The following is a 24,868-nucleotide window of genomic DNA, read 5'->3' on the forward strand; positions in this document are numbered from 1 at the left end:
AAGTGTTACAGGCAATCGCCGGTCGCCGCGCAATGGCCCGAAGATTGCGACGTGTCATCAATTTACGAGATTCCTGCCGGCGCAAATGGCTACACTGCGCAGGTGGCGCGGGCCGGATGCCGGCGTGGTGATTGATATCAATGTGGTAGCAGGAGAGTGGCGTGCTTAGAAGAATGGGAATAAAAGGCCGCGTACTGTTGCTGACTTTATTGCCGACCAGCCTGATGGCCCTGTTGCTGGGGGGCTATTTCACTTGGATGCAGCTCTCCGAGCTCCAGACCCAGTTGCTGCAACGCGGTGAAATGATCGCCGAGCAGTTGGCGCCGCTGGTCGCCCCCGCACTGAGCAGCAGGAACACCGATCTGCTGGAACGCATCGCGACCCAATCGCTGGAACAACCGGACGTGCGCGCGGTGTCGTTCCTGGCGCCGGACCGCTCGTCCCTGGCCCATGCCGGCCCGACCATGCTCAATCAACCGCCTACCGGCAACAGTTCGCACCTGCTGCAGCGTACCGGCAATGACGCCACCCGCTACCTGATGCCCGTATTCGGCCGCCATCGCAACCTGGCGGGCGAGGTCATTCCGGACGAGTCCGACCGCCTGTTGGGCTGGGTCGAGGTGGAACTGTCCCACAACGGCATGTTGCTGCGCGGCTATCGCAGCCTGTTCGCCAGCCTGATACTGATCGCGATCGGCTTGATCGGCACGGCGGCACTGGCGCTGCGCATCAGCCGCACCATCAATTCGCCGATCGGCCTGATCAAGCAAGCCGTGGCCCAGCTCAAGGACGGCAACCTGGAAACCCGCCTGCCACCCTTGGGCAGCCAGGAGCTGGATCAGTTGGCGTCGGGCATCAACCGCATGGCCGAAACCCTGCAAAATGCCCAGGAAGAGTTGCAGCACAGCATCGACCAGGCCACCGAAGACGTGCGCCAGAACCTGGAAACCATCGAGATCCAGAACATCGAGCTGGACCTGGCCCGCAAGGAAGCCCTGGAAGCCAGCCGGATCAAATCGGAGTTTCTGGCCAACATGAGCCATGAAATCCGCACGCCGCTCAACGGCATCCTTGGGTTCACTCACCTGCTGCAAAAAAGTGAGCTGTCGCCACGCCAGTTGGACTACCTGGGCACCATTGAAAAATCCGCCGACAATCTCTTGGGCATCATCAACGAAATTCTCGACTTCTCGAAGATCGAGGCCGGCAAACTGGTGCTCGACAGCGTGCCCTTCAACCTGCGCGACTTGCTGCAGGACACCCTGACCATCCTCGCCCCCGCCGCCCACGCCAAACAGCTCGAACTGGTCAGCCTGGTCTATCGCGACACGCCGCTGGCCCTGGTGGGCGACCCGCTGCGCCTCAAGCAGATCCTGACCAACCTGGTGAGCAACGCGATCAAGTTCACCCGCGAAGGCACCATCGTTGCGCGGGCGATGATCGAGGATGAACAGGAAGACAGCGTGCAGCTGCGCATCAGTGTGCAGGACACCGGCATCGGCCTGTCCAACCAGGACGTGCGTGCCCTGTTCCAGGCCTTCAGCCAGGCGGATAACTCATTGTCGCGCCAGCCGGGTGGCACAGGCTTGGGCCTGGTGATTTCCAAGCGCCTGATCGAACAGATGGGTGGCGAAATCGGCGTCGACAGCACACCGGGCGAAGGCTCGGAGTTCTGGATCAGCCTGAACCTGCCCAAGACCCGCGACGATGTCGAAGACCTGCCCGGCGCGCCGTTGCTGGGTCGCCGCGTGGCCGTGCTGGAAAACCACGAATTGGCGCGTCAGGCCCTGCAGCACCAGTTGGAAGACTGCGGCCTGGAAGTCACGCCGTTCAACACCCTGGAAAGCCTGACCAACGGCATCACCAGCGCGCATCAGACCGAACAGGCAATTGACTTGGCGGTGCTCGGCGTCACCGCCAACGACATCCCGCCCGAGCGCCTCAACCAGCATTTGTGGGACCTCGAACACCTGGGCTGCAAAGTGCTGGTGCTGTGCCCCACCACCGAACAAATGCTGTTCAACCAATCGGTGCCCAACCCCAACAGTCAGTTGCAGGCCAAACCCGCCTGCACGCGCAAGCTGCGCCGCGCTTTGGCCGATCTGATCAGCCCGCGGCCCTCGCGCAGCGAGCCGGGTGAACCGTTGTCCAGCCGTGCGCCGCGTGTGCTGTGCGTGGACGATAACCCGGCAAACCTGTTGCTGGTGCAAACCCTGCTGGAAGACATGGGGGCCAAGGTGCAGGCCGTGGACAGCGGCTATGCGGCGATCGACGCCGTGAAGCAGGAAACCTTCGACCTGGTGCTGATGGATGTGCAGATGCCCGGTATGGACGGGCGCCAGAGTACCGAAGCGATTCGCCAATGGGAGAGCGAACGCCATGGCACGCCGCTGCCGGTGGTCGCCCTCACCGCCCATGCCATGGCCAACGAAAAACGGGCCCTGCTGCAAAGCGGCATGGACGATTACCTGACCAAACCCATCAGCGAGCGGCAGCTGGCCCAGGTGGTGCTCAAATGGACCGGCCTGGCCCTGCGCAACCAAGGGCCGGAGCGCGCCACCGAAGGCCTTGGCCCAGGCGTGCAGTTACTGGTGCTGGACCACGATGAAGGCCTGCGCCTGGCCGCCAACAAGGCTGACCTGGCAGCCGACATGCTCGCCATGCTGCTGGCCTCGCTGGAAGCCGATCGGCACGCAATCACGCTCGCCCGTGAAGCCAATGACAACCACGCGCTGATCGAGCGCGTCCACCGCCTGCATGGCGCCACACGCTACTGCGGCGTGCCGCAATTGCGCGCGGCCTGCCAACGCGCCGAAACCCTGCTCAAGCAGGACGACGCCAAAGCCATGGCCGCATTGGATGAGCTGGACATGGCGATCGCGCGATTGGCCAGTGAGGCGCGGGTCAGCGCCTGACCCATTTCGTATGGCAGTCACTCAACCCTGTGGGAGGGGGCTTGCCCCCGATTGCTGGGTGTCAGCTGCAATATTTGTAACTGATACACCGCTATCGGGGGCAAGCCCCCTCCCACATTTAGTCAGCATTTCCAAGGTATAAAGTGCAGGGAGCTTTTTAATGCGCGTGATCCTTTTCAGCAGCCAGGCCTACGACCGTGACAGTTTTCTCGGTGAGCCGCGCCCTCAGGGCATCGAGCTGCAATTCCAGCCCGCCCGCCTCAACCTCGACACCGTCGCCCTGGCCCAACAGCACGAGGTGGTCTGCCCCTTTATCAATGATGACCTCAGCGCCCCGGTGCTCGAACAGCTGGCCAAAGGCGGGACGCGCCTGATTGCGTTGCGCTCGGCCGGCTATAACCATGTCGACTTGCAGGCCGCCAAGCACCTGGGCCTGAGCGTGGTGCGCGTACCGGCCTACTCGCCCCACGCCGTGGCCGAACATGCCGTGGCCCTGATCCTGGCCCTCAACCGTCGCCTGCACCGTGCCTACAACCGCACCCGCGATGGCGACTTCAGCCTGCACGGGCTCACCGGTTTCGATCTGGTCGGCAAAACCGTCGGCGTGGTCGGCACCGGGCAGATCGGCGCTGCCTTCGCCAAAATCATGGCCGGCTTCGGCTGTCAGTTGCTGGCCTATGACCCCTTCCCCAATCCGCAGGTCCAGGCCATGGGCGCGCGCTACGTGAGCCTGCCCGAATTGCTCGCCGAAGCTCAGATCATCAGCCTGCATTGCCCGCTCACCGCCGACAGCCAGCACCTGATCAACACCGACTCCCTGGCGCACATGCAACCGGGCGCCATGCTGATCAATACCGGCCGCGGCGGACTGGTCCACACGCCGGCACTGGTTGAAGCGCTTAAAAACGGCCAGCTCGGTTACCTGGGGCTGGATGTGTATGAGGAAGAGGCCCAGCTGTTTTTCGAAGACCGTTCGGACCTGCCCCTGCAAGACGACGTGCTCGCCCGCCTGCTGACCTTCCCCAATGTGATCATCACCGCGCACCAGGCCTTCCTGACCCGCGAGGCACTGGCGGGGATCGCTGGCACTACGCTGGCCAATATTGCGGCATGGGCAGAGGGCCGTGCGCAGAACCTGGTCGAGGGATGATCAGCGGTCACATACCGGGCTCATGATGAGCCAGCACCCGTGATAGGATGCCGCGCCTATTTGGAGGATCCATGGCCGAACACGATTTCCGCTTCAGCTTGCTGAGCCCGCAACACACCCTGATCGAATGCCGCGCCCTGGTGCCGGGCCGCTATCAAGTCACCGGCAATGGTGGTTCGATCAAGCATGGCGACGTGCTGATCGTCACCCTGCGCGGCAGTAAAACCCTGTCGATGCGCCTGACCGTGGAAGGTGACGCGCGCTACTCCATCCGCCCGGCGGGCCAATGGGTCGCCATGGCCCAGGGGCCGAAATTCGGCGAGCTGGAGATTCACACCTGGAAGGTCAATTGCGACAGCTGCGACAGCGTGCTGGAGTTTGAATTCGCGGTGGAAACCAAGCTCACCAAGGAACCGCTGCAGCCAGCCGCCAATGCGCGCATCAAAGCGCTCGGCTGGGCCAGCGAAAGCGACAAGCACCGCTGCCCGAAATGCCAGCAGGCCGCGCAATGAAGCGCCTGCTGCTGCTCGCCGCCGTGGGGACGGCCTTGAGTGGCTGCGCCGGTGATGCGGTCAAGCTCAAGCAGGATCACAGCTACGTGGTGGAATGGATCGGCGAGCGGCCCTTGATGGACTACGCACACCTGACCGTCACCCTTGGCGCCGATGGTCGCGCCTATGGCAACGGCGGCTGCAACCATTGGTTTGCGCCGTACACCCTTGAAGGCAACACGCTCAGCTTCGGCCCGATCGGCAGTACCCGCAAACTGTGCGCCGAGGCGTTGATGGAGCAGGAGCACCGCTTCTTCCAGGCCCTGCAAGGCGTACAGCGCTGGGACATCTCACCGATCGAGCAGACCCGCTTCTGGCCCGCCGACGGCAAGCCGATTCGGCTGTGGCTCGAAGAAGGCTGATATCCCCAGTCGCTGAATCAATGGGGATCCAAATGTGGGAGGGGGCTTGCTCCCGATTGAGGTGGGTCAGCTGAATAATTTCTGGCTGATACACCGCTATCGGGGGCAAGCCCCCTCCCACATTTGTTTTGAGTTGGTTTTTTAACCGCGCAGCGCCTTGAGCTTGGCCAACACCCCTTGCGCCGTCTGCTCACCCATCAGTTGCTCACGCACCTTGCCCTTGTCATCGATGATGTAGGTCACCGGCAGCGCCTCGCTGCGGGGAATATCGAAGATCGCTTCGGGGTTCTGCGCCAGTACGGTGAACTTGATGCCCAGCTTGTCGCTGGCCGCTTTGAGCTCTTCACCCTGCACATTGTCGAAATTGACCCCGAACACGCCCACGTTCTGCGCTTTGAGCTGCTCGGCCAGGGCGTTGAGTTCGGGGATTTCCGTGCGGCACGGGCCGCACCATTCAGCCCAGTAGTTGACCACCAGCCACTGCTTGTCGAGGCGTTCGGCCGGCACTTTCTGGCCGTACTGGTCCACGCCGTAATCGTTACCGCAGCCGCTGAGCAGCAGGGTTGTGATAATCGCCAATGCACCGATCAGTCGCCTTGTCATGGGGTAATCCTTCGTAAAAATGAACGTTGGCTGCGGCCTATCGCCTCTTACGGTTTAAGGACGGCCCGCAGCGCAGGTAGAATACCCGCCACCTTACGCAAGATGCGACCCGCACATGACCGATCTGACGCTTTATCACAACCCGCGCTGCTCGAAATCCCGCGGTGCGCTTGAACTGCTCGAAGCACGCGGCTTGACGCCCACCGTGGTGCGCTACCTGGAAACCCCACTGAACGCTGCGCAGATAAAGGCCCTGCTGGCCAAACTCGGCCTTGGCGCACGCCAATTGCTGCGCACCGGCGAAGAGGAATACAAAAGCCTCAACCTGGCCGACGCCAGCCTCAGCGAAGCGCAACTGATCGCCGCCATCGCCGAACACCCCAAGCTGATGGAACGCCCGATCCTGGAAACCGCCGATAAAGCCATCATCGGCCGGCCGCCGGAAAACGTACTGGAGATTCTGCCGTGACGACGTCTTATGTGCTGGTGTTGTATTACAGCCGCAATGGCTCGGTCAGCGAAATGGCCCGGCACATTGCCCGCGGCATCGAGCAGGGTGGTATGGAAGCCCGGCTGCGCACCGTGCCGGCGATCTCCACCGAGTGCGAAGCCGTGGCGCCGAGCATTCCCGACGAGGGCGCCCTGTATGCCAGCCTGGATGACCTGAAGAACTGCTCGGGCCTGGCCCTCGGCAGCCCGACGCGTTTCGGCAACATGGCCGCGCCGCTCAAGTATTTCCTCGACGGCACCAGCAACCTGTGGCTCACGGGTGCCCTGGTGGGCAAACCCGCCGGTGTGTTCACCTCCACCGCCAGCCTGCACGGTGGCCAGGAAACCACGCTGATGTCGATGCTGCTGCCGCTGCTGCACCACGGCATGCTGATCACCGGCCTGCCCTACAGCGAACAGGCGCTGCTCGACACCCAGGGCGGCGGCACGCCCTATGGCGCCAGCCACCACGCCGGCCCTGACGGCAAACGCATGCTCGACCCCCATGAAATCGCCCTGTGCCGCGCCCTGGGCCTGCGCCTGGCCAAAACCGCCACGCTGTTGGAGAACGGCCGTGGCCAGGAAGCCTAAGGTACTGCCGCCCCAAGCGTGGCTGGAACCGCGGGTCAAGCTTGCACGCGCATTGAGCCTTGTGGCGTTTTTCGCCCTGGTCGGCTTGTTGTGCGTGTACTACCTATTCGTGGCCGACCTGCACGGGGCGCGCCCGTGGGTGATACTGCTGATCGAACTGGTGCCGCTGCTGGTGCTGGCGCCGGGGATGATCATGGGCAGCGCGCGCGGGCATTCGTGGATGTGCTTTGTGGTGAACCTGTATTTCATCAAGGGTGCACTGGCGGCCTATGACCCGAACCGGCAATGGTTCGGGGTGCTGGAGATGGCGGCGAGCCTGGCGCTGTTCTGTACGGCGTTGTTGTATGTGCGCTGGCGGCATCAGTTGAATCGGCGGCTGGCCGTTGAGCCACTGCCCACCTGATCACATCCCTGTGGCGAGGGAGCTTGCTCCCGCTGGGCTGCGTAGCGGCCCCAGGCTTTTGGGAGCGCTTCGCACTCCAGCGGGAGCAAGCTCCCTCGCCACGGAATGCCAGCACATGGTCAGTGATTGACGGTGTACGCCAACATCATCGACAACTGACACATCGGCCGTCCACTCTCGGCATGCCACTGGTTGAACGCGCCCTGCACGGTCGCCAGGTCGCGCAGGCTGGTGGGTGCCTTGTCGACGATCTTCTGTGCATTCAGTGCCGCCACCACGTCGTAGCTCGGCACGAAAGTGTCCTTGCCGACCATGCGCAAAAAGCGCGGTGCCGACAGCCCGCCAAGTTGATGGCCGTGCTTGCTCAGGTACTTCCACAGCCCGACGATATCGGTGACCGGCCACTCGGCGACAAACGCACCGAAGCTGCCCTTCTCCTGCTCGATGTCCAGGATCATCTGCGCATTGCGCGGCACGCTCTTGAGCTTGCCCAGGTGGCGAATGATCCGCGTGTCCTGCATCAGCCGCTCCAGGTGTTCGGCGCCCATCAGCACCACTTTTTCCGGGTCGAACCCGAAGAACACCTGTTCGAACGCCGGCCACTTGGCGTCCACCACGCTGTGCTTCAACCCGGCACGGAACACGCGCAGCGCCAGGGTCGACAGGTAGCGGTCATCGCTGATCTTGCGCAGTTGCGCCGGGGTCTTGGGTACCGGCAGATGGGCTTCCAGTTCGGCCGCTGAACCGAAACGGTTCAAACAATATTCGTGCAGCCATTTGTAGTCGCGCATGCCCTCTCCTGGCAGTTGAAATGAAAACGGCGCCCGTAAGCGCCGTCTTTCAGAGCGTTGTAGAACGTTAGAGGTTCACTACGTTGACGAAACGCGATGCGGCGGTTTCATCGATTTTAAGGCTGGTGAAGTCAAACAGGTTGCGGTCGGCCAATTGCGACGGGATCACATTCTGCAGGCTGCGGAAGATGCTTTCGGTACGCCCTGGCGTCTTGCGCTCCCAGTCCAGCAGCATGTCCTTGACCACCTGGCGCTGCAGGTTTTCCTGGGAGCCGCACAGGTTGCACGGAATGATCGGAAATTGCTTGAAGTCGGAATACGCCTGAATGTCCTTCTCGTTGCAATACGCCAGCGGGCGGATCACCACGTTGCGCCCGTCATCGGCGCGCAGCTTGGGCGGCATGGCCTTGAGCGAACCGTTGAAGAACATGTTCAGGAAGAAGGTCTCGACGATATCGTCGCGATGATGCCCCAGGGCCATCTTGGTTGCGCCAATCTCGTCGGCGAAGGTATAGAGCGTGCCACGCCGCAGGCGCGAGCACAGCGAGCAGGTGGTCTTGCCTTCGGGAATCAGCTGCTTGACCACCGAATAGGTGTCTTTCTCGACGATGTGGTACTCGACGCCCAGTTCCTCGAGATAGGCCGGCAGCACATGCTCGGGAAAGCCCGGCTGCTTCTGGTCCATGTTGACGGCGACAATCTCGAACTTGATCGGCGCAACCTTTTGCAGGTGCAGCAGCACATCGAGCAAGGTATAGCTGTCTTTGCCGCCGGAGAGGCAGACCATCACCTTGTCGCCATCCTCGATCATGTTGAAATCGGCGACGGCTTCACCGGCCAGGCGACGCAGGCGTTTTTGCAGTTTGTTCTGATTGACCGTAAGAGTGCCCATGGCGCTTGGATCCGCTGGAAGTGTGTGACGAAAAGCGGGGTATTTTAACGATATGAGCAACCAAGTCCAATGTGGGAGGGGGCTTGCCCCCTCCCACCCTTGAATGCATGGCCAGTCACAGACCGCGCCGCGATTAGCACCCGTGTTTACAGCGCGATTTACTCTAAAGGCCCTACGGTTTTCCCGGACATCACTTCCTATACTGCGACGTGAGGTCGCACAACTATCCAGACCTTGCAGGCCATTTGGCCGGTGGGCGCTCCGATGCGGGGCGATAGTAATAACGACAGGAGTGACTGGCATGATCCATCACGTCGTGGGGCTTTTTACCCATCCCGACCAGGAATGGCGGGAAATTCGTGGCGATAAAGAAGAAAGCATCAGCCACATGTACCTCACCCATACCCTCGTTCTCGCGGCGATCCCCGCCGTTTCTGCGTTTATCGGCACTACCCAGGTGGGCTGGGTCATCGGCAACCGTGCCCCGGTCATGCTGACCCAGGAAAGCGCGCTGTGGATGACCCTGATGTCGTACGCGGCCATGCTCGGCGGCGTGGCGGTGATGGGCGCGTTCATTCACTGGATGGCCCGCACCTATGACGCCAACCCCAGCATGGCGCGCTGCGTGGCTTTTGCTACCTACACGGCGACACCGCTGTTCATCGGCGGCTTGGCGGCGCTTTATCCGCACATGTGGCTGGGCATGGTCGTAGGTACGGCGGCGATCTGCTACACCGTGTATCTGCTGTACGTTGGGTTGCCGACGTTCATGAGTATTGACCCGGATGAAGGCTTTCTGTTTTCCAGTTCGGTACTGGCCGTGGGCCTGGTGGTGCTGGTGGCGATCATGGCGTTTACCGTGATCGTCTGGGGCCTGGGCGTTGGGCCGATCTACACCAGTTAGCCCTTTTACCGCAGGCAAAGCCACCGACAAGGTGGCTTTGTGCGTTATGCATGACCATTCGGCGCCTGACAGATTCGGAAACACCCTGCTTTGCGGCATACTGGGCGTCTCTGGAGATATGTACAGCATGCCCGAGCAACTCAATACCCGCGTCGAAGATTGTTTCCTGCAAGCCGAATCCTTTTTCAAACGAAGCTTCAAACGCCCCAAGGTCAGCCTCAAGCTGCGGGGCCAGAAAGCCGGTGTCGCGCATTTGCACGAAAACCTGCTGCGCTTCAACCCTCAGCTTTACCGTGAAAACAGCCAGCACTTCCTGAAACAGACCGTGGCCCACGAAGTGGCGCACCTGATCGCCCACCAGCTCTTTGGCGAGCGCATCCAACCCCACGGTGAGGAATGGCAGTTGATCATGCGCGGGGTTTACGAACTGCCGCCGGACCGTTGCCATACCTATGAGGTCAAGCGTCGTCAGGTGACCCGTTACATCTACCGCTGCCCGTGCGCCGACAGCGACTTTCCGTTTTCACCGCAGAGGCATGGGCTGGTGGGCCAGGGGCGGCGGTATGTGTGTCGGCGGTGCCGGCAGACGCTGGTGTTCACTGGGGAGACTCGGGTGGAGTGAGGGGCATCATCGGGGGCAAGCCCCCTCCCACATGTTGAATGTATTCACACATCAAAGTGTGGGAGGGGGCTTGAACTGGCACCAGAACAGTCACCCAATAACCTTGGCCTGGCGCAACTCCCCTATCCGCTGAGCACTGAACCCCAACTCCGCCAGCACTTCATCACTGTGCGCCCCTACGGCCACACCAATATGCCGGGGTGCCGGCAACCCCTCGGAGAACTTCAGCGGGCAGGCCATCTGCGCCTGGGTCGATCCGTCGCCCCTCGGCACCTGGCTGACCAGCGCCCGCGCCTTCAATTGCGGGTGCTCCAGGGCTTCACTCAGGCTCAACACCGGTTCCACGCACGCATCCACCTCAGCGAACAAGGTGCACAGTTCATCAAAGCTGCGCTTTTCGAATTCCACCTGCAGCGCCCGCTTGAGCGCCGGTTGCTGCTCAGGCTTCACGCTGTGCGCCGCGAGCTCCGGGCGCCCCAGGGTTTCGCACAATTGCTGCATGAATGCCGGCTCCAGGCTACCCACCGACATCCAGCGCCCCTCCCGCGTGCGGTAATAGTCGTAGAAACTGCCGCCATTGAGAAAATGGTTTTCCCGCTCCGGCTCCACCCCGCAGGCCAGGTAACCGGCGCCGGCCATGGCGTTCAGGCTGAACGAGCAGTCGGTCATGCTCACGTCCAGGTACTGGCCGACGCCGCTGTGCTGGCGCGCGATAACCGCCGCGAGCAAGCCCACCACCGCATGCAGAGACCCACCACCCAGGTCCGCCAGTTGCACGCCCAGCGGCAACGGGCCACTGTCGCGCCGCCCGGTATGACTGGCCACGCCAGCCACGGCCAGGTAGTTGATATCGTGGCCGGCGCGATCCCGGTAAGGGCCGGTCTGGCCGTAGCCGGTGATCGACACGTAGATCAGCCTGGGGTTGATCGCTTTCAATGCCCCGTAGCCCAGGCCCAGGCGCTCCATCACGCCGGGGCGGAATTGTTCGATGAGGATATCGGCGCCCTTGACCAGCTCAAGCACGATCTGCAGCGCCTCGGCCTGCTTGAGGTCCAGCGCCAGGCTGCGCTTGTTGCGATTGAGGTAGGCATGGCTTGCCGACGTGCCGCCATCATGGGGCGGCAGCACACGCAGCAAGTCCGGGCGCGTCGGCGACTCGATGCGCAGCACCTCGGCGCCCATGTCCGCCAACATCAGCGAGGCAAACGGGCCGGGCAACAGGGTGGAAAAATCCAGCACTTTGAGGGACGCCAAGGGACCTGTCATACACACTCCGTTTGCGATTCGACTGGCCACAGCGTAGTCAGCCTGCGGCACTGACGGCAATCGTCAGAACGATCAACCGCAGTGACCGTTTTGATCACGGCGGGCTTTTTCGTCGCGGCGGCTTTATCATTGGCCCACGTTTGTTGGCAGAGTCTTTCATGAAATTCGCGATTGCAGTGTTTAGCGCCGCCCACGCGCCCTCCTCGCGCCGCGCCCTGTTGTTCGCCCAGGCGGCCCTGGCCGGCGGGCATGAGATTGTGCGGCTGTTTTTTTATCAGGATGGCGTATACAGCGCGTCCAATAACATCGTCGCGCCCCAGGATGAGCAAGACATCGCCTGCCAATGGCGCGAGTTCGTCAGCGCCCACCAGCTCGACGGCGTGGTGTGCATCGCCGCTGCCCTGCGCCGTGGGGTGCTCAACGCCGAGGAAGCCACGCGCTATCAACGCAGCGCGGTAAATCTGGATGCGCCCTGGGCGCTGTCGGGCCTGGGGCAATTGCATGACGCCATCCAGGACGCCGACCGCCTGATCTGTTTTGGAGGCTCGTAAGATGGCCAAATCATTGTTGGTGATCAGCCGCCAGGCGCTGTGGTCCGGGCCAAGTGCACGGGAAGCGCTGGACATCGTGCTGGCCGGCGGCGCGTTCGATCTACCTGTCGGCCTGCTGTTTCTCGATGACGGTGTGTTCCAACTGGCGCCGCAGCAGGACGCAAAGGCCGTGCAGCAAAAGGATTTGAGCGCCAATCTGCAAGCCCTGGGCCTGTTCGGCATTGATGAGGTGTTCGCCTGCCGCCACAGCCTGGCCGAGCGCGGGCTGGCTTCGCCGGCAAGCGCCCAGGCGCTGGACAGCGCAGATATCTGCAAACTGATTGATCGTTACGACCAGGTGATGACCCTCTGATGGCGACCTTACATGTAGTCTCTCACTCCCCGTTCACCGATAGCCGCCTGGACAGCTGCCTGCGTGTCTGTGGCAGCGCGGACGCCATCCTGCTGTGCGGCGACGGCGCCTACGGCCTGCACAACCCGGCCCTGCCCACCAAGGGCATAAAGGTGTTCGTCCTGGCTGAAGACCTGCAGGCGCGCAACTTGCCTCTGCCGGACTGGGCCGACAGCGTGGATTATCCCGGTTTTGTGCAGCTGTCCATCGACTACGACAAGGTCAACAGCTGGCTATGAACACCCTGACCGTCGGCACGCGTACCCTGGAACTGGACAAGGACGGCTACCTCGTCGACCTCAACGCCTGGTCCGCCGAAGTGGCCACTGCCCTGGCGGCCGCCGAATCGCTGGAGTTGACCCCGGACCACTGGGAAATCCTCGAACTGCTGCGCGGCTTTTACGCTGAGTACCAGCTGTCCCCCGCCACGCGCCCGCTGATCAAGTACACCGCCTTGAAGCTCGGGGCGCAAAAGGGCAACAGCCTGCACCTCAACAAACTGTTCAACGGCACTCCCGCCAAACTCGCCGCCAAGCTGGCGGGCCTGCCCAGGCCGACGAATTGCTTATGACCGACTTTGCCCCCCTGACCCTCTCCACGCCCGAAGAACATCCGTTTGCGCCCTTCGTGCGCATCCTCGGCAAAGGCAAGCGCGGCGCACGCAACCTCACCCGTGAGGAAGCGCGCGAAGCCATGGGCATGCTGCTCGACGAAAAAGTCGAAGATACCCAGCTGGGCGCCTTCCTCATGCTGCTGCGCCACAAGGAAGAAAGCCCGGAAGAGCTCGCCGGCTTCACTGAAGCGGTGCGTGAACGCTTGCATGCGCCAGCCCTGAATGTGGACATCGACTGGCCGACCTACGCCGGCAAAAAGCGCCACTTGCCGTGGTTCCTGCTGGCGGCCAAATGCCTGGCGCACAATGGCGTGCGCATCCTCATGCACGGCGGCGGCGCGCATACTGCAGGCCGTTTGTACACCGAGCAGTTGCTGGAGCATTTGCAGATACCGCTGTGCCGCAATTGGCAGCAGGTCGAGGCGGCGTATGAACACGGCAACCTGGCGTTTATCCCGCTGGGCGATTGGGCGCCGCAGTTGCAGCGCATGATCGACCTGCGCAACACCCTGGGCCTGCGCTCGCCGATCCACTCCCTGGCACGTTTGCTCAACCCGCTGAATGCCCGTTGCGGCCTGCAAAGCATTTTCCACCCCGGCTACCAAGGCGTACACCGCGACGCCAGTGGCCTGCTGGGCGACAACGTGATTGTGGTCAAGGGCGATGGCGGCGAGATCGAAATCAACCCTGATACCCTCAGCCACTTGTATGGCACCACTGGCGGCCAGAGCTGGGACGAAGAATGGCCCGCCCTCTCCGCCCAGCGCCACGTCAAACCCGCGAGCCTGGAGCCTGAGCATCTCAAGGCCGTGTGGCGTGGCGATGTCGAGGACAGCTACCCGCAACTGGCCCTGATCGCGACCATGGCCCTGGCCTTGCGCGGCCTCGGACGCACGCGCGAGCAGGCATTCGAACTGGCCCAACAGTACTGGGATGCACGGGACAGATCGATTTAATCGATCATTCACCTCCGGTCTTTGCGCTTTTAGTTCGAACTCATCCCTTTAGACTGGGCTCCAACGCTTATTAGCCAAGGAGCCAGTCATGGGTTTGCTGATCGAAGGACATTGGAAAGACCAGTGGTACGAAAGTAGCGCGGACGGCGCTTTCCAGCGTGAACAGGCGCAACGCCGTCACTGGGTGACCGCCGATGGCCAACCCGGTCCGAGTGGCGAAGGCGGCTTCAAGGCCGAGGCTGGCCGCTACCACCTCTACGTGTCCCTCGCCTGCCCCTGGGCCCACCGCACCTTGATCCTGCGCAAGCTCAAGGGCCTGGAAGACCTGATTGACGTCTCCGTGGTCAGTTGGCTGATGCTGGAAAACGGCTGGACCTTCGACAAGGCCCACGGCTCCAGCGGCGACGCGCTGGACGGTTTCGACTTCATGCACCAGCGCTATACCGCCGACACCGCTGACTACACCGGTCGCGTCACGGTGCCGGTGCTATGGGACAAACAGCTCAAACGCATCGTCAGCAATGAATCGGCGGAGATCATCCGCATGTTCAACAGCGCGTTCAACGGGTTGACCGGCAACACCCTGGACTTCTACCCGCAAGCCCTGCGCCCGACCATCGACGCGCTGAACGAACGCATCTACCCGGCCGTGAACAATGGCGTGTACCGCGCAGGCTTCGCCACTTCGCAGCAGGCGTATGAAGCTGCGTTCGATGACGTGTTTGCCGAGTTGGACCATTTGGAGCTGCACCTGGGCGAGCATCGCTACCTGGCGGGCGAGTACCTGACCGAGGCGGATGTACGGCTGTTCACTACGCTGATTCGTTTTGATGCGGTGTATTACAGCCACTTCAAATGCAACCTGCGACGGATAGCCGATTATCCGAACCTGTCGAATTGGCTGCGGGAAATGTATCAGTGGCCGGGGGTGGCGCAGACGGTGGATTTTGAGCACATCAAGGGGCATTACTATGCCAGCCATCGCACGATCAACCCGACGGGGATTGTGCCGAAGGGGCCGTTGCAGCGCTTTGATACCGGGCATGACCGTCAGCGTTTGAGTGGCAAGGGCGTCTGGAGCTGATTCAAGGGATGTGGTGGGTTTGAAGGACTCATCGGGGGCAAGCCCCCTCCCACATTGGAATGCATTCCAGATGTGGGAGGGGGCTTGAGCTGATGCCAGTCAGTCAAGGCAACCGAGTACCCGTGGCCAGGGAGCTTGCTCCCGCTGGGCCGCGAAGCGGCCCCAAGCAATGGGCCTGCTGCGCAGTCCAGCGGGAGCAAGCTCCCTCGCCACAGGGTACTTCTTGACTGCCTGGCATCAGGGCTTGCCCCGATGCTTGTGTTCTCAGACCTGGGACTGAGCGCCTTCGAACCACTTGAGCTTTTCGCGCAACACCACCACCTCACCCACAATCACCAGCGTCGGCGCATGCACTTCATGCTCGGCCACCATGCGCGGCAGGTCCGCCAGGGTGCCGGTGAACACGCGCTGGTTGGAGGTGGTGCCCTGCTGAATCAACGCCGCCGGCGTGTCCGCCGAGCGTCCGTGCTTGATCAGCTGTTCGCAGATGATCGGCAAGCCAATCAGGCCCATGTAGAACACCAGGGTCTGCGACGGTCCCACCAGGTCCTGCCAGGGCAAGTCCGATGTGCCGTTCTTCAAGTGCCCCGTGATGAAGCGCACCGACTGCGCATAGTCGCGGTGCGTCAGCGGAATGCCCGCGTACGCCGCGCAACCACTGGCCGCCGTGATGCCCGGCACCACCTGGAACGGAATGCCATGGGCCGCCAATTCTTCGATTTCTTCGCCGCCACGCCCAAAAATGAACGGGTCGCCGCCCTTGAGGCGCAGCACGCGCTTGCCCTGCTTGGCCAGGTCCACCAGTTGCTGGTTGATCTGGTCCTGGGGCACGGCGTGCTCGGCGCGTCGCTTGCCGACATACACCCGCTCGGCATCGCGACGGCACAGGTCCAGAATCGCCGGAGCCACCAAACGGTCGTACAGCACCACGTCGGCCTGCTGCATCAGGCGCAAGGCGCGGAAGGTCAGCAGGTCAGGATCGCCTGGGCCTGCGCCCACCAGGTACACCTCACCCGGTGCGTAAGGCGGAGCACCATTGACCTTTTCGATCAACAGGCGCTCGGCCTCATCGCCCTGCCCGGCCAGTTGGCGGTCGGCAATCGGGCCCTGGAAGACTTCTTCCCAGAATGCCCGACGCTGCTGGACGTCCGGGTACAAGCCTTTAACCTGGGCACGAAAACGCGCCGCCAACCCGGCCAACTGGCCATAGGTGGACGGAATCCAGGTTTCCAGCTTGGCCCGGATCAAGCGCGCCAGCACCGGCGCATCGCCGCCACTGGACACCGCGATCACCAGCGGCGAACGGTCGACGATCGCCGGGAAGATCACGCTGCACAAGGCCGGCGCATCCACCACATTGACCGGCACACAGCGACGCTTGGCATCACTGGACACTTGCGCGTTCAGTGGCTCATCGTCGGTTGCCGCGATGATCAGCACGCAACCGTCGAGGTCCGCCTCCTGATAACCGCGCAACGTCAGTTCCCCGCCACTGCCCAGCACCAGTTCACGCAACTGGTCTTCGATCTGGGGAGCAACCACCCGCAGCAACGCACCGGCATCGGCCAGCAGGCGGGATTTGCGCAAGGCAATCTCCCCGCCGCCGACGACCAACACACGACTGCCGCGCAGGTTATGAAACAGCGGCAGAAACTCCATTTAGCGAATGACCTCAACGCCGGCCATGTACGGCTTGAGCACCTCAGGTACGCGGATAGAACCGTCAGCCTGCTGGTAGTTTTCCAGCACTGCCACCAGCGTACGGCCTACCGCCAGGCCCGAACCGTTGAGGGTGTGCACCAGTTCCGGCTTGCCGGTTTCCGGGTTGCGGAAACGCGCCTGCATGCGGCGGGCCTGGAAATCGCCGCAGTTGGAGCACGACGAAATCTCGCGGTACTTGTCCTGGCTCGGCACCCACACTTCGAGGTCGTAGGTTTTCACGGCGCTGAAACCCATGTCGCCGGTGCACAGCGCCAATACGCGATACGGCAGCTCCAGCAGTTGCAGGACGCGCTCGGCGTTGGCGGTCAGGCCTTCCAGCGCTTGCATCGACTGGGAAGGCTCGACCACCTGGACCATCTCCACCTTGTCGAACTGGTGCTGGCGGATCATGCCGCGGGTGTCGCGACCGGATGCGCCGGCTTCACTGCGGAAGCACGGGCTGTGGGCGACAAACTTGAGCGGCAGTTGCTTGGCATCGAGGATTTCGCCAGCGACGATGTTGGTCAGCGACACTTCAGCGGTCGGGATCAGGTACAGATCGGCTTCGCCGTCGCGGCTGATCTTGAACAGGTCTTCCTCGAATTTGGGCAGCTGGCTGGTGCCCATCAGCGCCGGCGCCTGCACCAGGTACGGGGTGTAGGCCTCTTCGTAACCGTGCTCGGCGGTGTGCAGGTTGATCATGAACTGCGCCAGGGCACGATGCATACGAGCGATCGGTCCACGCAGCAAGGCAAAGCGCGCGCCGGACATTTTCGCGGCGGTTTCGAAATCCAGGCCGCCGGTCAGTTCGCCCAGGGCGACGTGGTCCTTGATCTCGAAATCGAAGGTTTTTGGCGTGCCCCAGCGGCGCACTTCAACGTTGCCGTCTTCGTCCTCGCCCACTGGCACGGATTCGTGCGGCAGGTTGGGGATGCCCAGCAGGATCGAGTCCAGCTCGGACTGGATCTTGTCCAGCTCGGCTTTACCGTCGGACAGCTCGGTGCCCATGCGCTCGACGTCCGCCATCAACGGCGCGATGTCTTCGCCGCGCTGCTTGGCCTGACCGATGGACTTGGAACGCGCATTACGCTCAGCCTGCAGTGCTTCGGTGCGGGTCTGGACGGTCTTGCGCTGTTCTTCCAGCGCTTCGATGCGCGCAACATCCAGGGCAAAGCCACGGGATGCCAGGCGGTCCGCTACGTCCTGAAGGTTGCTACGTAACAGTTTGGAATCGAGCATGTCGGTCTCTCGTTTATCAAAGTTTGGTCAAGGACAGGCCGGCCCAGGTGGCGAGCAGCCCGCCGAACACGCTGATGCCCAGGTACCCGAAGGCCGTCAGGGCCTGCCCGCTTTCCAGCAGGCGCAGCGTATCCAGTGAAAAGGATGAAAAGGTCGTCAGACCGCCTACAAAGCCGACAATCAAGCCGGCACGAATTTCAATCGGCACTTCCGGGCGTAACAGGAACCAGCCGTACAACAGCCCGATAATCAAACAGCCCACCAGGTTGACCGCCAAGGTCGCCGCATAGAAATGCCTTGGCCAATGGGCGCTGACCCAGGTACTGGTGGCGAAACGCAATAATGTACCAGCGATGCCGGCGATGGACACGGCAAGAATCGTCTTGAGCACTACTTTCTCCGCTGCCTTGGGCTGAGCCGGTCCAGTTGGGCCAGATGGTTGAGCTTTTCGCCGATCTTCAGCTCCAGGCCGCGGGGCACGGGCTGATACAGCGCCAGCGGCTCCAGCTCATCGGGAAAGTAATCTTCGCCGGCCGCATAAGCGTCCGGCTCATCATGGGCATAGCGGTATTCATCACCGTAACCCAGCTGTTTCATCAACTTGGTCGGCGCGTTGCGCAAGTGCATCGGCACTTCGAGGGAACCGTGTTCGGCCGCCGCGCGCAGCGCCGACTTGAAGCCCATGTACACCGCGTTGCTTTTGGGCGCGCAGGCCAGGTAGGTAATGGCCTGGGCCACCGCCAGCTCGCCTTCCGGGCTGCCGAGGCGCTCCTGCACGTCCCAGGCCGCCAGGCACAGGCTCAAGGCGCGCGGGTCGGCATTGCCGATGTCTTCGCTGGCCATGCGCACCACCCGACGCGCCAGGTACAACGGGTCGCAACCGCCGTCGATCATGCGCGCAAACCAGTACAGCGCGCCGTCCGGGTTGGAGCCACGGACGGATTTGTGCAGCGCCGAAATCTGGTCGTAGAACGCTTCGCCGCCCTTATCGAAACGCCGGCGCGTATCCCCCAAAAGGCTTTGCAGCAGGTCGACGCCGATTTCGCCGCCATCTTCGGCCAGGTCCGAGGCGTTCTCCAGCAGGTTGAGAAACCGCCGGCCGTCGCCATCGGCAGCGGTGAGCAGGATCTTGAAGCCTTCCTCGCTCACGCTTAACTGGCGCTTACCCAGCCCTTTGTCTTCGCTCAAGGCGCGCTGCAACAGCTTCTGCATCGCCGCTTCGTCGAGGCTCTTGAGCACGTACACGCGAGCCCGCGAGAGCAGCGCGTTATTCAATTCGAACGAAGGGTTTTCGGTGGTGGCGCCGATAAAGATCAAGGTGCCGTCTTCGACGTACGGCAGGAACGCGTCCTGCTGCGACTTGTTGAAGCGATGCACTTCGTCGACAAACAGGATGGTGCGCTTGCCGTACTGCCCGGCCTGCTGCTTGGCGACTTCCACCGCCTGACGGATCTCCTTGACCCCGGCCAGTACCGCGGACACCGTTTCGAAGTGCGCATCCGAGACCTTTGCCAGCAGCCGCGCCAGCGTGGTTTTACCCACTCCCGGCGGCCCCCAGAAAATCATCGAGTGCAGCGCACCCTGCTCCAGGGCTTCGCGCAAGGGCTTGCCGCGAGCGAGCAGGTGTTCCTGACCGACGTACTCATCCAGGTTGGTCGAGCGCAGGCGCGCGGCCAGTGGCTGGGCAATCGGGTCACTTCGAAACAGGTCCATGGGCAGCGTTTGAAACCTCTGGGAAATTTATTCCTGGATCACGTCGGCACCCTTGGGGATGTCGAACTTGAACTTGGACGCGGGCACCGGCTGGTTGGCCTTGACCCCGGAAAACAGGATATCGGTGCGCTGGCCGACGCTGTCGATCAAACGCATGTTGTTGATCACGCCGTTGCCAAATGACAGTTGCAGGCTGTCGAACAGCGTGTCCTTGGACTTGGGCTTGAGGGTGAATTCGATCACGTTGCTGGTTTGCTTGGAGGTGATGTCGAAGCTGTCGTTGATCTTCGACACATCCCCCGACAGCAGCAGCGCCGGTGTCTGGTTCAGACGTGGGTCGAGCTTCTTGATGGTCGCCTGTTCCAGGTCCGGGTCCCACAGGGTGACTTTCTGGCCGTCGGAAACGATGGTCTGCTCGGCCTTGCCTTCGGTGTGCCAGTAGAACAGGCCAGGACGCTGCACGGCCATTTCGCCCGCGGTTTCCTGCAACTGGGTGCCACCGGCGTCCAGGGTCAGCTGGGAAAAGCGCGCCGTCAGGGTCTGGGATTTGTCCAACAGGTTCTTCAGGCTGGCCACGGAAGCCGGGTCAGCGTGGGCCGAAACGGCGGTCAGGGCCAGTGCCGGCAACAACAGCATGCGGATAATGCGCATGGGAGTCCTCATTGAATGGTCAAGGCACGCCGCGTGCTGCCACGCGGCGCGGGATCAGTCGCGCATCTGCCCGGGGGCGATGATTTCACGCGAGCCGTTGGTGTTCATTGCGGTGACGACGCCAGCGTTTTCCATGGCTTCGATCATACGGGCCGCGCGGTTGTAGCCGATCTTCAGCTTGCGTTGCACGGCGGAGATCGAGGCACGCCGGCTTTCCAGCACGAACGCCACGGCTTCGTCGTACAGCGCGTCGGTTTCGGCGTCATCGTCGCCACCCCCGCTGCCGCCATCAAAGCCGCTGCCGGCCTCTTCGACGCCGGCGAGAATGTCGTCGTTATATTCCGGCGCGCCACGCAGTTTCCAGGCTTCCACCACGCGATGCACTTCATCGTCGGAAACGAAAGCACCGTGGACACGGATCGGCAGGCTGGTGCCGGGCGGCATGTAGAGCATGTCACCGTGGCCCAGCAGTTGCTCGGCGCCGCCCTGGTCGATGATGGTCCGCGAGTCGATCTTGCTCGACACCTGGAACGCCATACGCGTCGGGATGTTGGCCTTGATCAGGCCGGTAATGACATCCACCGACGGCCGCTGGGTCGCGAGGATCAAGTGAATCCCGGCCGCACGTGCCTTCTGGGCGATACGCGCGATGAGTTCTTCGACCTTCTTGCCGACGATCATCATCATGTCGGCGAATTCGTCGACCACCACCACGATGGTGGGCAGTTTGGTCAGCAGCGGCGCTTCGTCGTGAATGCTTTCGCGCTTGTACAGCGGGTCGGTCAGCGGCGTCCCGGCGTCCTGGGCTTCCTTGACCTTGGCATTGAAGCCGGACAGGTTACGCACGCCCATCTTCGCCATCAGCTTGTAGCGACGCTCCATCTCGGCAACGCTCCAGCGCAGGGCGTTGGCGGCGTCCTTCATGTCGGTCACCACCGGGCACAGCAGGTGCGGAATGCCTTCGTAGATCGACAGCTCAAGCATTTTCGGGTCGATCATGATCAGCTTGGCGTCATCCGGACCCGACTTGAACAGGATCGACAGGATCATCGCGTTCACACCCACCGACTTACCGGAACCGGTGGTACCGGCCACCAGCAGGTGCGGCATCTTCGCCAGGTCCGTGATCACCGGCTTGCCGCCGATGTCATGGCCCAGGGCCAGGGTGACCGGCGATTTGAAGTTGTCGTATTCCGGGGTCGACAGCACCTCGGAGAACCGCACGATCTGGCGGTCTTCGTTGGGAATCTCGATACCCACGGTGGTCTTGCCGGGAATCACTTCCACCACGCGCACGCTGGTCACGGCCAGGGAACGGGCCAAGTCCTTGGCCAGGTTGGAAATACGGCTGACCTTGACGCCCGCGGCCGGCTGAATCTCGTAACGGGTAATCACCGGGCCTGGGTGAATCGAGTCCACCGACACTTCGACGCCGAATTCCTTGAGCTTGATTTCCAGCAGGTGGCCGACGGCCGCCAGGGATTCCGGCGAGTAGTTGAGCTGTTTCTTTTCCGCCGGGTCGAGGATCGAGATCGGCGGCAAGGTGCCTTCGACGGCGCTGTCGATGAACAGCGGGGTCTGTTTCTCTTTCTGCACGCGGTGGCTTGGCTCCGGCGCCTTGGGTGGCGCGGGAGCGATCACTGGCGGCACCTGCTTCTCGCGGTCCGACATGTGCTTGCTCAGGGCCTGTTCGCGCTCGATCAGGCGTTCCTTGACCTTGGCCTGCTCGCGACGATCCGGCGTGCTGGGGGCCACCACCTCGTTGACGCGGGTGTCCACTTCGCGCAATTGCGCAACCATCTGCTTGCGCTCGACACGCGCGGCCCACCAGCGGTTGGCGGCGCCCTGGAACAATTCGAACAGGTCAAGGGTGATCTTGCCGGTCACGTCCATCACCTTGAACCATGACAGGTCGGTGAATACCGTGAGACCGAACAGAAACAGCGCGATGAACATCAGCGTGCTGCCCTGGATATTCAGGGTGCGACGCGCCAGATCGCCCAGGCTTTCGCCCAGCGCACCGCCCGCGCCCGCCGGCAGACCGGTGGGTGCATGGAAATGGATATGCGCCAGGGCCGCGCCGGACAACACCAGAAAGACCAGCCCGATCAGGCGCCAGGAGAACAGCCAGCCGCTCCACTGCCACGGCTCATGACGCTGGCGGAAGATCTGCCAGGTCTTGATCGCCAGCAGCAGCGGAAAGATGTAGGCGAAATAACCGAGGATCATGAACAGGATATCGGCGCTGTAGGAACCCACAGGGCCACCGAAATTCTGCACATCGTCGATTTTGCTGTTATGGCTCCAGCCGGGATCGTCCTTGCCATAGGTCAGCAGGGCCATCATCAGGAACAGGCACAGCGCGCCGATAGCGATCAGCGCGCCTTCCTTGAGTCGGTAATGCAGGTGCTGGCGCCAGGCCGGCACGACTGCTGCTTTGGGTGTTGCGGCGGATTTCTTCAAAACGGGTCTTTTCCTGCGCCTTTTAGCGCGTCCATCTGTTGAATGACTGCACACGACTGCTCTATCCCGAGCAGGTGAAAAATGACGAATGTTACTGAATCTACTTTTAACACCGTGCAACCCATAGGCGAAACGGCGATAACGCCACAATCGCCGCATTGTACGGGTTTGCGTGCGCGATGCCACGCACTTGCCCGTCACGCGGCGAACTCAACCCTCCAGGCGTTGCAGCAGGGCCAATTTGAGCATGCATTGTCTTTGCTGACAAAGGCTTATGCGCTGTATTTGCCAATCCAGGCAAGCTTGGCAAATGGCCTGCATTGGCCAGCCCCGTTTACGACCGCACCTTGTGCACAGAGTTGCAGAAACACCCCTACACGCTAATCCAGGCGAAAAGCCCTTTCGGGCTGGCCCCGTGGCGCTGGGTCGACAATAATCATGCCTTGGGGGCAGGCACCCGACCTGCCACTCCCCTCCCCTTCCGTAAGCCTGGATGCCATGCTGACCTGGTTACAACGCGACACCCTGACTTTTCCGCCACTGGCCAAGGCCATGCGCGAACCCAACGGTCTGCTTGCCGCCGGCGGCGACCTCTCGGCCGAACGACTGATCCAGGCCTATCGCCACGGCTGCTTTCCCTGGTTCTCTGAAGGCCAGCCGATCCTCTGGTGGTCGCCGGACCCACGTACGGTGATATTTCCCGACGAGCTGCACGTCTCGCGCAGCCTTGGCAAATTATTGCGCCAACAGCGTTACCGCGTGACCTTCGATCAGGATTTCGCCGCGGTTATCCGAGCCTGCGCCGCGCCGCGCGCCTATGCAGATGGCACCTGGATCACCGAAGGCATTCAGAGTGCTTACCTGGAGCTGCACCAGCGCGGTTACGCCCACTCCGTTGAGGTGTGGGACCAGGGCGAACTGGTCGGGGGCCTGTACGGCCTAGCCATGGGCCAATTGTTTTTTGGCGAGTCCATGTTCAGCCGCGCCGACAACGCCTCCAAATTCGGCTTTGCCACGCTGACCCGGCAATTGCAGGCCTGGGGCTTTGTGCTGATCGACTGCCAGATGCCCAACGATCACTTGCATAGCCTGGGCGCACGCGCCATACCGCGCAGTGAGTTCGCGCAGTTTCTGCACAATCATCTGGACCAGCCCAGCTCTGGGCCGTGGGTTTCTTAGGCGACATCCGCGTACCTGGCTTACACTTATTTCAAAGCTTATCCCGAGGGTTGATCATGACCGAGCTGGCACGCTTGAAGTTCTATGCCACTCAAGCCCACTCTTGCAGCTATCTGCCCGACGAGCAGGCGACCACGCTGTTCCTCGATCCCAGCCAGCCCATGGACGTGCATGTGTACGCCGACCTGTCCGAGATGGGTTTTCGGCGCAGCGGCGATCATCTGTACCGCCCCCACTGCCAGAACTGCAACGCGTGCGTGCCAGCGCGTATTCCGGTGGCGCAATTTCTGCCGGACCGTAACCAGAAACGCATCCTCAAGCGCAATGCCGACCTGACGGTGACCGCGGTCAAGCCGCAGTACAGCGAAGAATATTTCGACCTTTATCAACGCTACATCGAACAACGCCACGCCGACGGCGATATGTTTCCACCCAGCCGCGATCAGTTTTCGACGTTTTTGGTGCGTGACCTGCCTTTTTCGCGCTTCTACGAATTTCGCCTCGACGGGCGGCTGGTCGCCGTGGCGGTAACTGACCTGCTGCCCAATGGCCTGTCGGCGGTGTACACCTTCTACGAACCTGCTGAAGAACGCCGCAGCCTGGGGCGCTTTGCGATTCTCTGGCAGATCGGTGAAGCGCTGCGCCTGGAACTGGAGGCGGTGTACCTCGGATACTGGATCAAGAACTGCAAAAAGATGAACTACAAGACCCAATATCGGCCCATTGAGCTGCTGATTAATCAAAGATGGGTCACGCTTAACTAGAACCCCTTGGCTTGAACACCCTTT

Annotated in this window: 27 protein-coding genes; 17 read left to right on the forward strand and 10 right to left on the reverse strand. The window is 62.1% G+C overall.

Annotation, left to right across the window (positions count from 1 at the left end):
* Positions 1-161: 161 nt before the first annotated feature.
* The 4 genes from SC318_RS15655 to SC318_RS15670 all read left to right on the forward strand — a co-directional run bounded on the left by SC318_RS15655 (position 162) and on the right by SC318_RS15670 (position 4,978).
* On the forward strand, positions 162-2,915 hold the full coding sequence (locus tag SC318_RS15655) for a response regulator (protein ID WP_320427531.1): 2,754 nt from the start codon (positions 162-164) through the stop codon (positions 2,913-2,915).
* A 160-nt stretch (positions 2,916-3,075) separates the two neighbouring features.
* Positions 3,076-4,065 carry a 2-hydroxyacid dehydrogenase gene (locus SC318_RS15660; protein ID WP_320427532.1) on the forward strand — a complete coding sequence of 330 codons (990 nt, stop codon included), beginning with the start codon at positions 3,076-3,078 and terminating at the stop codon, positions 4,063-4,065.
* A gap of 71 nt (positions 4,066-4,136) precedes the next feature.
* Positions 4,137-4,577: a hypothetical protein gene (locus SC318_RS15665; RefSeq protein WP_320427533.1), complete on the forward strand. Its 441-nt coding sequence runs from the start codon at positions 4,137-4,139 to the stop codon at positions 4,575-4,577.
* Entirely contained in the window at positions 4,574-4,978 is a 405-nt protein-coding gene (locus SC318_RS15670) for an META domain-containing protein (RefSeq protein WP_320427534.1), read from the forward strand. Before SC318_RS15665 ends, SC318_RS15670 begins: the two co-directional genes overlap by 4 nt.
* A 141-nt stretch (positions 4,979-5,119) precedes the next feature.
* Here the strand turns inward: SC318_RS15670 and SC318_RS15675 are convergent, their stop codons facing one another.
* Positions 5,120-5,581, reverse strand: a complete 462-nt coding sequence (locus SC318_RS15675) for a TlpA disulfide reductase family protein (protein ID WP_124387102.1) — start codon at positions 5,579-5,581, stop codon at positions 5,120-5,122.
* A 115-nt stretch (positions 5,582-5,696) separates the two neighbouring features.
* Between SC318_RS15675 and arsC the strand changes: the two genes are divergently transcribed.
* The 3 genes from arsC to SC318_RS15690 are packed head-to-tail and all read left to right on the forward strand — an operon-like array spanning position 5,697 to position 7,064.
* Positions 5,697-6,050, forward strand: coding sequence for an arsenate reductase (glutaredoxin) (gene arsC / locus SC318_RS15680; RefSeq protein ID WP_320427535.1), 354 nt, complete (start codon positions 5,697-5,699; stop codon positions 6,048-6,050).
* A complete protein-coding gene (gene wrbA / locus SC318_RS15685; RefSeq protein ID WP_320427536.1) occupies positions 6,047-6,661 on the forward strand; it encodes an NAD(P)H:quinone oxidoreductase in 615 nt (204 codons plus the stop codon). Before arsC ends, wrbA begins: the two co-directional genes overlap by 4 nt.
* Positions 6,645-7,064, forward strand: a complete 420-nt coding sequence (locus SC318_RS15690) for a DUF2069 domain-containing protein (protein ID WP_320427537.1) — start codon at positions 6,645-6,647, stop codon at positions 7,062-7,064. The genes wrbA and SC318_RS15690 overlap by 17 nt, the downstream gene beginning before the upstream one ends.
* Before the next feature lie 119 nt (positions 7,065-7,183).
* On the opposite strand, the gene SC318_RS15695 is transcribed toward SC318_RS15690, so the two are convergent.
* Together SC318_RS15695 and ttcA are read right to left on the reverse strand one after the other, a co-directional pair.
* The gene (locus tag SC318_RS15695; RefSeq protein ID WP_124387106.1) at positions 7,184-7,855 is read right to left on the reverse strand and encodes a DNA-3-methyladenine glycosylase I; all 672 of its coding nucleotides are present in this window, start codon (positions 7,853-7,855) and stop codon (positions 7,184-7,186) included.
* 67 nt (positions 7,856-7,922) lie between these two features.
* Positions 7,923-8,747 carry a tRNA 2-thiocytidine(32) synthetase TtcA gene (gene ttcA, locus SC318_RS15700; RefSeq protein ID WP_320427538.1) on the reverse strand — a complete coding sequence of 275 codons (825 nt, stop codon included), beginning with the start codon at positions 8,745-8,747 and terminating at the stop codon, positions 7,923-7,925.
* Positions 8,748-9,048: 301 nt separating this feature from the next.
* Here ttcA and SC318_RS15705 point away from each other — a divergent pair, with 301 nt between their 5' ends.
* Positions 9,049-9,651: a Yip1 family protein gene (locus tag SC318_RS15705; protein ID WP_124371051.1), complete on the forward strand. Its 603-nt coding sequence runs from the start codon at positions 9,049-9,051 to the stop codon at positions 9,649-9,651.
* A 127-nt stretch (positions 9,652-9,778) separates the two neighbouring features.
* Positions 9,779-10,273: a SprT family zinc-dependent metalloprotease gene (locus SC318_RS15710; protein ID WP_320427539.1), complete on the forward strand. Its 495-nt coding sequence runs from the start codon at positions 9,779-9,781 to the stop codon at positions 10,271-10,273.
* Between the two features lie 90 nt (positions 10,274-10,363).
* On the opposite strand, the gene SC318_RS15715 is transcribed toward SC318_RS15710, so the two are convergent.
* Positions 10,364-11,539, reverse strand: a complete 1,176-nt coding sequence (locus SC318_RS15715) for a CaiB/BaiF CoA transferase family protein (RefSeq protein WP_320427540.1) — start codon at positions 11,537-11,539, stop codon at positions 10,364-10,366.
* Between the two features lie 158 nt (positions 11,540-11,697).
* Between SC318_RS15715 and tusD the strand changes: the two genes are divergently transcribed.
* From tusD to SC318_RS15745, 6 genes are all read left to right on the forward strand, one after another.
* Positions 11,698-12,090, forward strand: a complete 393-nt coding sequence (tusD, locus tag SC318_RS15720; protein ID WP_320427541.1) for a sulfurtransferase complex subunit TusD — start codon at positions 11,698-11,700, stop codon at positions 12,088-12,090.
* A 1-nt stretch (position 12,091) separates the two neighbouring features.
* Positions 12,092-12,442: a sulfurtransferase complex subunit TusC gene (tusC, locus tag SC318_RS15725; RefSeq protein WP_320427542.1), complete on the forward strand. Its 351-nt coding sequence runs from the start codon at positions 12,092-12,094 to the stop codon at positions 12,440-12,442.
* On the forward strand, positions 12,442-12,720 hold the full coding sequence (gene tusB / locus SC318_RS15730) for a sulfurtransferase complex subunit TusB (protein WP_320427543.1): 279 nt from the start codon (positions 12,442-12,444) through the stop codon (positions 12,718-12,720). The genes tusC and tusB overlap by 1 nt, the downstream gene beginning before the upstream one ends.
* The gene (locus SC318_RS15735; RefSeq protein ID WP_320427544.1) at positions 12,717-13,052 is read left to right on the forward strand and encodes a TusE/DsrC/DsvC family sulfur relay protein; all 336 of its coding nucleotides are present in this window, start codon (positions 12,717-12,719) and stop codon (positions 13,050-13,052) included. Before tusB ends, SC318_RS15735 begins: the two co-directional genes overlap by 4 nt.
* Entirely contained in the window at positions 13,049-14,050 is a 1,002-nt protein-coding gene (locus tag SC318_RS15740) for a glycosyl transferase family protein (protein WP_320427545.1), read from the forward strand. Before SC318_RS15735 ends, SC318_RS15740 begins: the two co-directional genes overlap by 4 nt.
* A gap of 88 nt (positions 14,051-14,138) precedes the next feature.
* A complete protein-coding gene (locus tag SC318_RS15745) occupies positions 14,139-15,134 on the forward strand; it encodes a glutathione S-transferase family protein (RefSeq protein ID WP_320427546.1) in 996 nt (331 codons plus the stop codon).
* 264 nt (positions 15,135-15,398) lie between these two features.
* On the opposite strand, the gene cysG is transcribed toward SC318_RS15745, so the two are convergent.
* From cysG to SC318_RS15775, 6 genes are read right to left on the reverse strand one after another with little or no spacing between them, the layout of a single operon-like run.
* Positions 15,399-16,793 (reverse strand): siroheme synthase CysG, encoded by a 1,395-nt coding sequence (gene cysG / locus SC318_RS15750; RefSeq protein ID WP_306493448.1) that lies wholly within the window; start codon positions 16,791-16,793, stop codon positions 15,399-15,401.
* A complete protein-coding gene (gene serS, locus SC318_RS15755; RefSeq protein ID WP_320427547.1) occupies positions 16,794-18,074 on the reverse strand; it encodes a serine--tRNA ligase in 1,281 nt (426 codons plus the stop codon). It lies immediately after the preceding gene.
* Between the two features lie 16 nt (positions 18,075-18,090).
* Entirely contained in the window at positions 18,091-18,465 is a 375-nt protein-coding gene (gene crcB, locus SC318_RS15760) for a fluoride efflux transporter CrcB (RefSeq protein WP_124387117.1), read from the reverse strand.
* Complete coding sequence (locus tag SC318_RS15765; protein ID WP_057721800.1) at positions 18,465-19,787, reverse strand: replication-associated recombination protein A; 1,323 nt, start codon at positions 19,785-19,787, stop codon at positions 18,465-18,467. Before SC318_RS15765 ends, crcB begins: the two co-directional genes overlap by 1 nt.
* Before the next feature lie 27 nt (positions 19,788-19,814).
* Positions 19,815-20,438, reverse strand: coding sequence for an outer membrane lipoprotein periplasmic chaperone LolA (lolA, locus tag SC318_RS15770; RefSeq protein WP_124387119.1), 624 nt, complete (start codon positions 20,436-20,438; stop codon positions 19,815-19,817).
* Between the two features lie 54 nt (positions 20,439-20,492).
* The gene (locus SC318_RS15775) at positions 20,493-22,901 is read right to left on the reverse strand and encodes a DNA translocase FtsK (protein WP_320427548.1); all 2,409 of its coding nucleotides are present in this window, start codon (positions 22,899-22,901) and stop codon (positions 20,493-20,495) included.
* Positions 22,902-23,399: 498 nt separating this feature from the next.
* On the opposite strand from SC318_RS15775, the gene aat reads away from it, so the two are divergent.
* Both aat and SC318_RS15785 read left to right on the forward strand, forming a co-directional pair.
* Positions 23,400-24,080 (forward strand): leucyl/phenylalanyl-tRNA--protein transferase, encoded by a 681-nt coding sequence (gene aat / locus SC318_RS15780; protein WP_320427549.1) that lies wholly within the window; start codon positions 23,400-23,402, stop codon positions 24,078-24,080.
* Between the two features lie 56 nt (positions 24,081-24,136).
* Complete coding sequence (locus SC318_RS15785) at positions 24,137-24,844, forward strand: arginyltransferase (RefSeq protein ID WP_320427550.1); 708 nt, start codon at positions 24,137-24,139, stop codon at positions 24,842-24,844.
* Positions 24,845-24,868: the final 24 nt, after the last annotated feature.

Source organism: Pseudomonas sp. MUP55, assembly GCF_034043515.1.
Classification (GTDB): domain Bacteria; phylum Pseudomonadota; class Gammaproteobacteria; order Pseudomonadales; family Pseudomonadaceae; genus Aquipseudomonas.

Coding starts and splice junctions, on each gene's coding strand:
- SC318_RS15660 (WP_320427532.1), top strand. CDS start 3,076: ATGCGCGTGATCCTTTTCAGCAGCCAGGCCTACGACCGTGACAGTTTT.
- SC318_RS15665 (WP_320427533.1), top strand. CDS start 4,137: ATGGCCGAACACGATTTCCGCTTCAGCTTGCTGAGCCCGCAACACACC.
- SC318_RS15670 (WP_320427534.1), top strand. CDS start 4,574: ATGAAGCGCCTGCTGCTGCTCGCCGCCGTGGGGACGGCCTTGAGTGGC.
- SC318_RS15675 (WP_124387102.1), bottom strand. CDS start 5,581: ATGACAAGGCGACTGATCGGTGCATTGGCGATTATCACAACCCTGCTG.
- arsC (WP_320427535.1), top strand. CDS start 5,697: ATGACCGATCTGACGCTTTATCACAACCCGCGCTGCTCGAAATCCCGC.
- SC318_RS15695 (WP_124387106.1), bottom strand. CDS start 7,855: ATGCGCGACTACAAATGGCTGCACGAATATTGTTTGAACCGTTTCGGT.
- ttcA (WP_320427538.1), bottom strand. CDS start 8,747: ATGGGCACTCTTACGGTCAATCAGAACAAACTGCAAAAACGCCTGCGT.
- SC318_RS15705 (WP_124371051.1), top strand. CDS start 9,049: ATGATCCATCACGTCGTGGGGCTTTTTACCCATCCCGACCAGGAATGG.
- SC318_RS15710 (WP_320427539.1), top strand. CDS start 9,779: ATGCCCGAGCAACTCAATACCCGCGTCGAAGATTGTTTCCTGCAAGCC.
- SC318_RS15715 (WP_320427540.1), bottom strand. CDS start 11,539: ATGACAGGTCCCTTGGCGTCCCTCAAAGTGCTGGATTTTTCCACCCTG.
- tusD (WP_320427541.1), top strand. CDS start 11,698: ATGAAATTCGCGATTGCAGTGTTTAGCGCCGCCCACGCGCCCTCCTCG.
- tusC (WP_320427542.1), top strand. CDS start 12,092: ATGGCCAAATCATTGTTGGTGATCAGCCGCCAGGCGCTGTGGTCCGGG.
- tusB (WP_320427543.1), top strand. CDS start 12,442: ATGGCGACCTTACATGTAGTCTCTCACTCCCCGTTCACCGATAGCCGC.
- SC318_RS15735 (WP_320427544.1), top strand. CDS start 12,717: ATGAACACCCTGACCGTCGGCACGCGTACCCTGGAACTGGACAAGGAC.
- SC318_RS15740 (WP_320427545.1), top strand. CDS start 13,049: ATGACCGACTTTGCCCCCCTGACCCTCTCCACGCCCGAAGAACATCCG.
- SC318_RS15745 (WP_320427546.1), top strand. CDS start 14,139: ATGGGTTTGCTGATCGAAGGACATTGGAAAGACCAGTGGTACGAAAGT.
- cysG (WP_306493448.1), bottom strand. CDS start 16,793: ATGGAGTTTCTGCCGCTGTTTCATAACCTGCGCGGCAGTCGTGTGTTG.
- serS (WP_320427547.1), bottom strand. CDS start 18,074: ATGCTCGATTCCAAACTGTTACGTAGCAACCTTCAGGACGTAGCGGAC.
- SC318_RS15765 (WP_057721800.1), bottom strand. CDS start 19,787: ATGGACCTGTTTCGAAGTGACCCGATTGCCCAGCCACTGGCCGCGCGC.
- lolA (WP_124387119.1), bottom strand. CDS start 20,438: ATGCGCATTATCCGCATGCTGTTGTTGCCGGCACTGGCCCTGACCGCC.
- aat (WP_320427549.1), top strand. CDS start 23,400: ATGCTGACCTGGTTACAACGCGACACCCTGACTTTTCCGCCACTGGCC.
- SC318_RS15785 (WP_320427550.1), top strand. CDS start 24,137: ATGACCGAGCTGGCACGCTTGAAGTTCTATGCCACTCAAGCCCACTCT.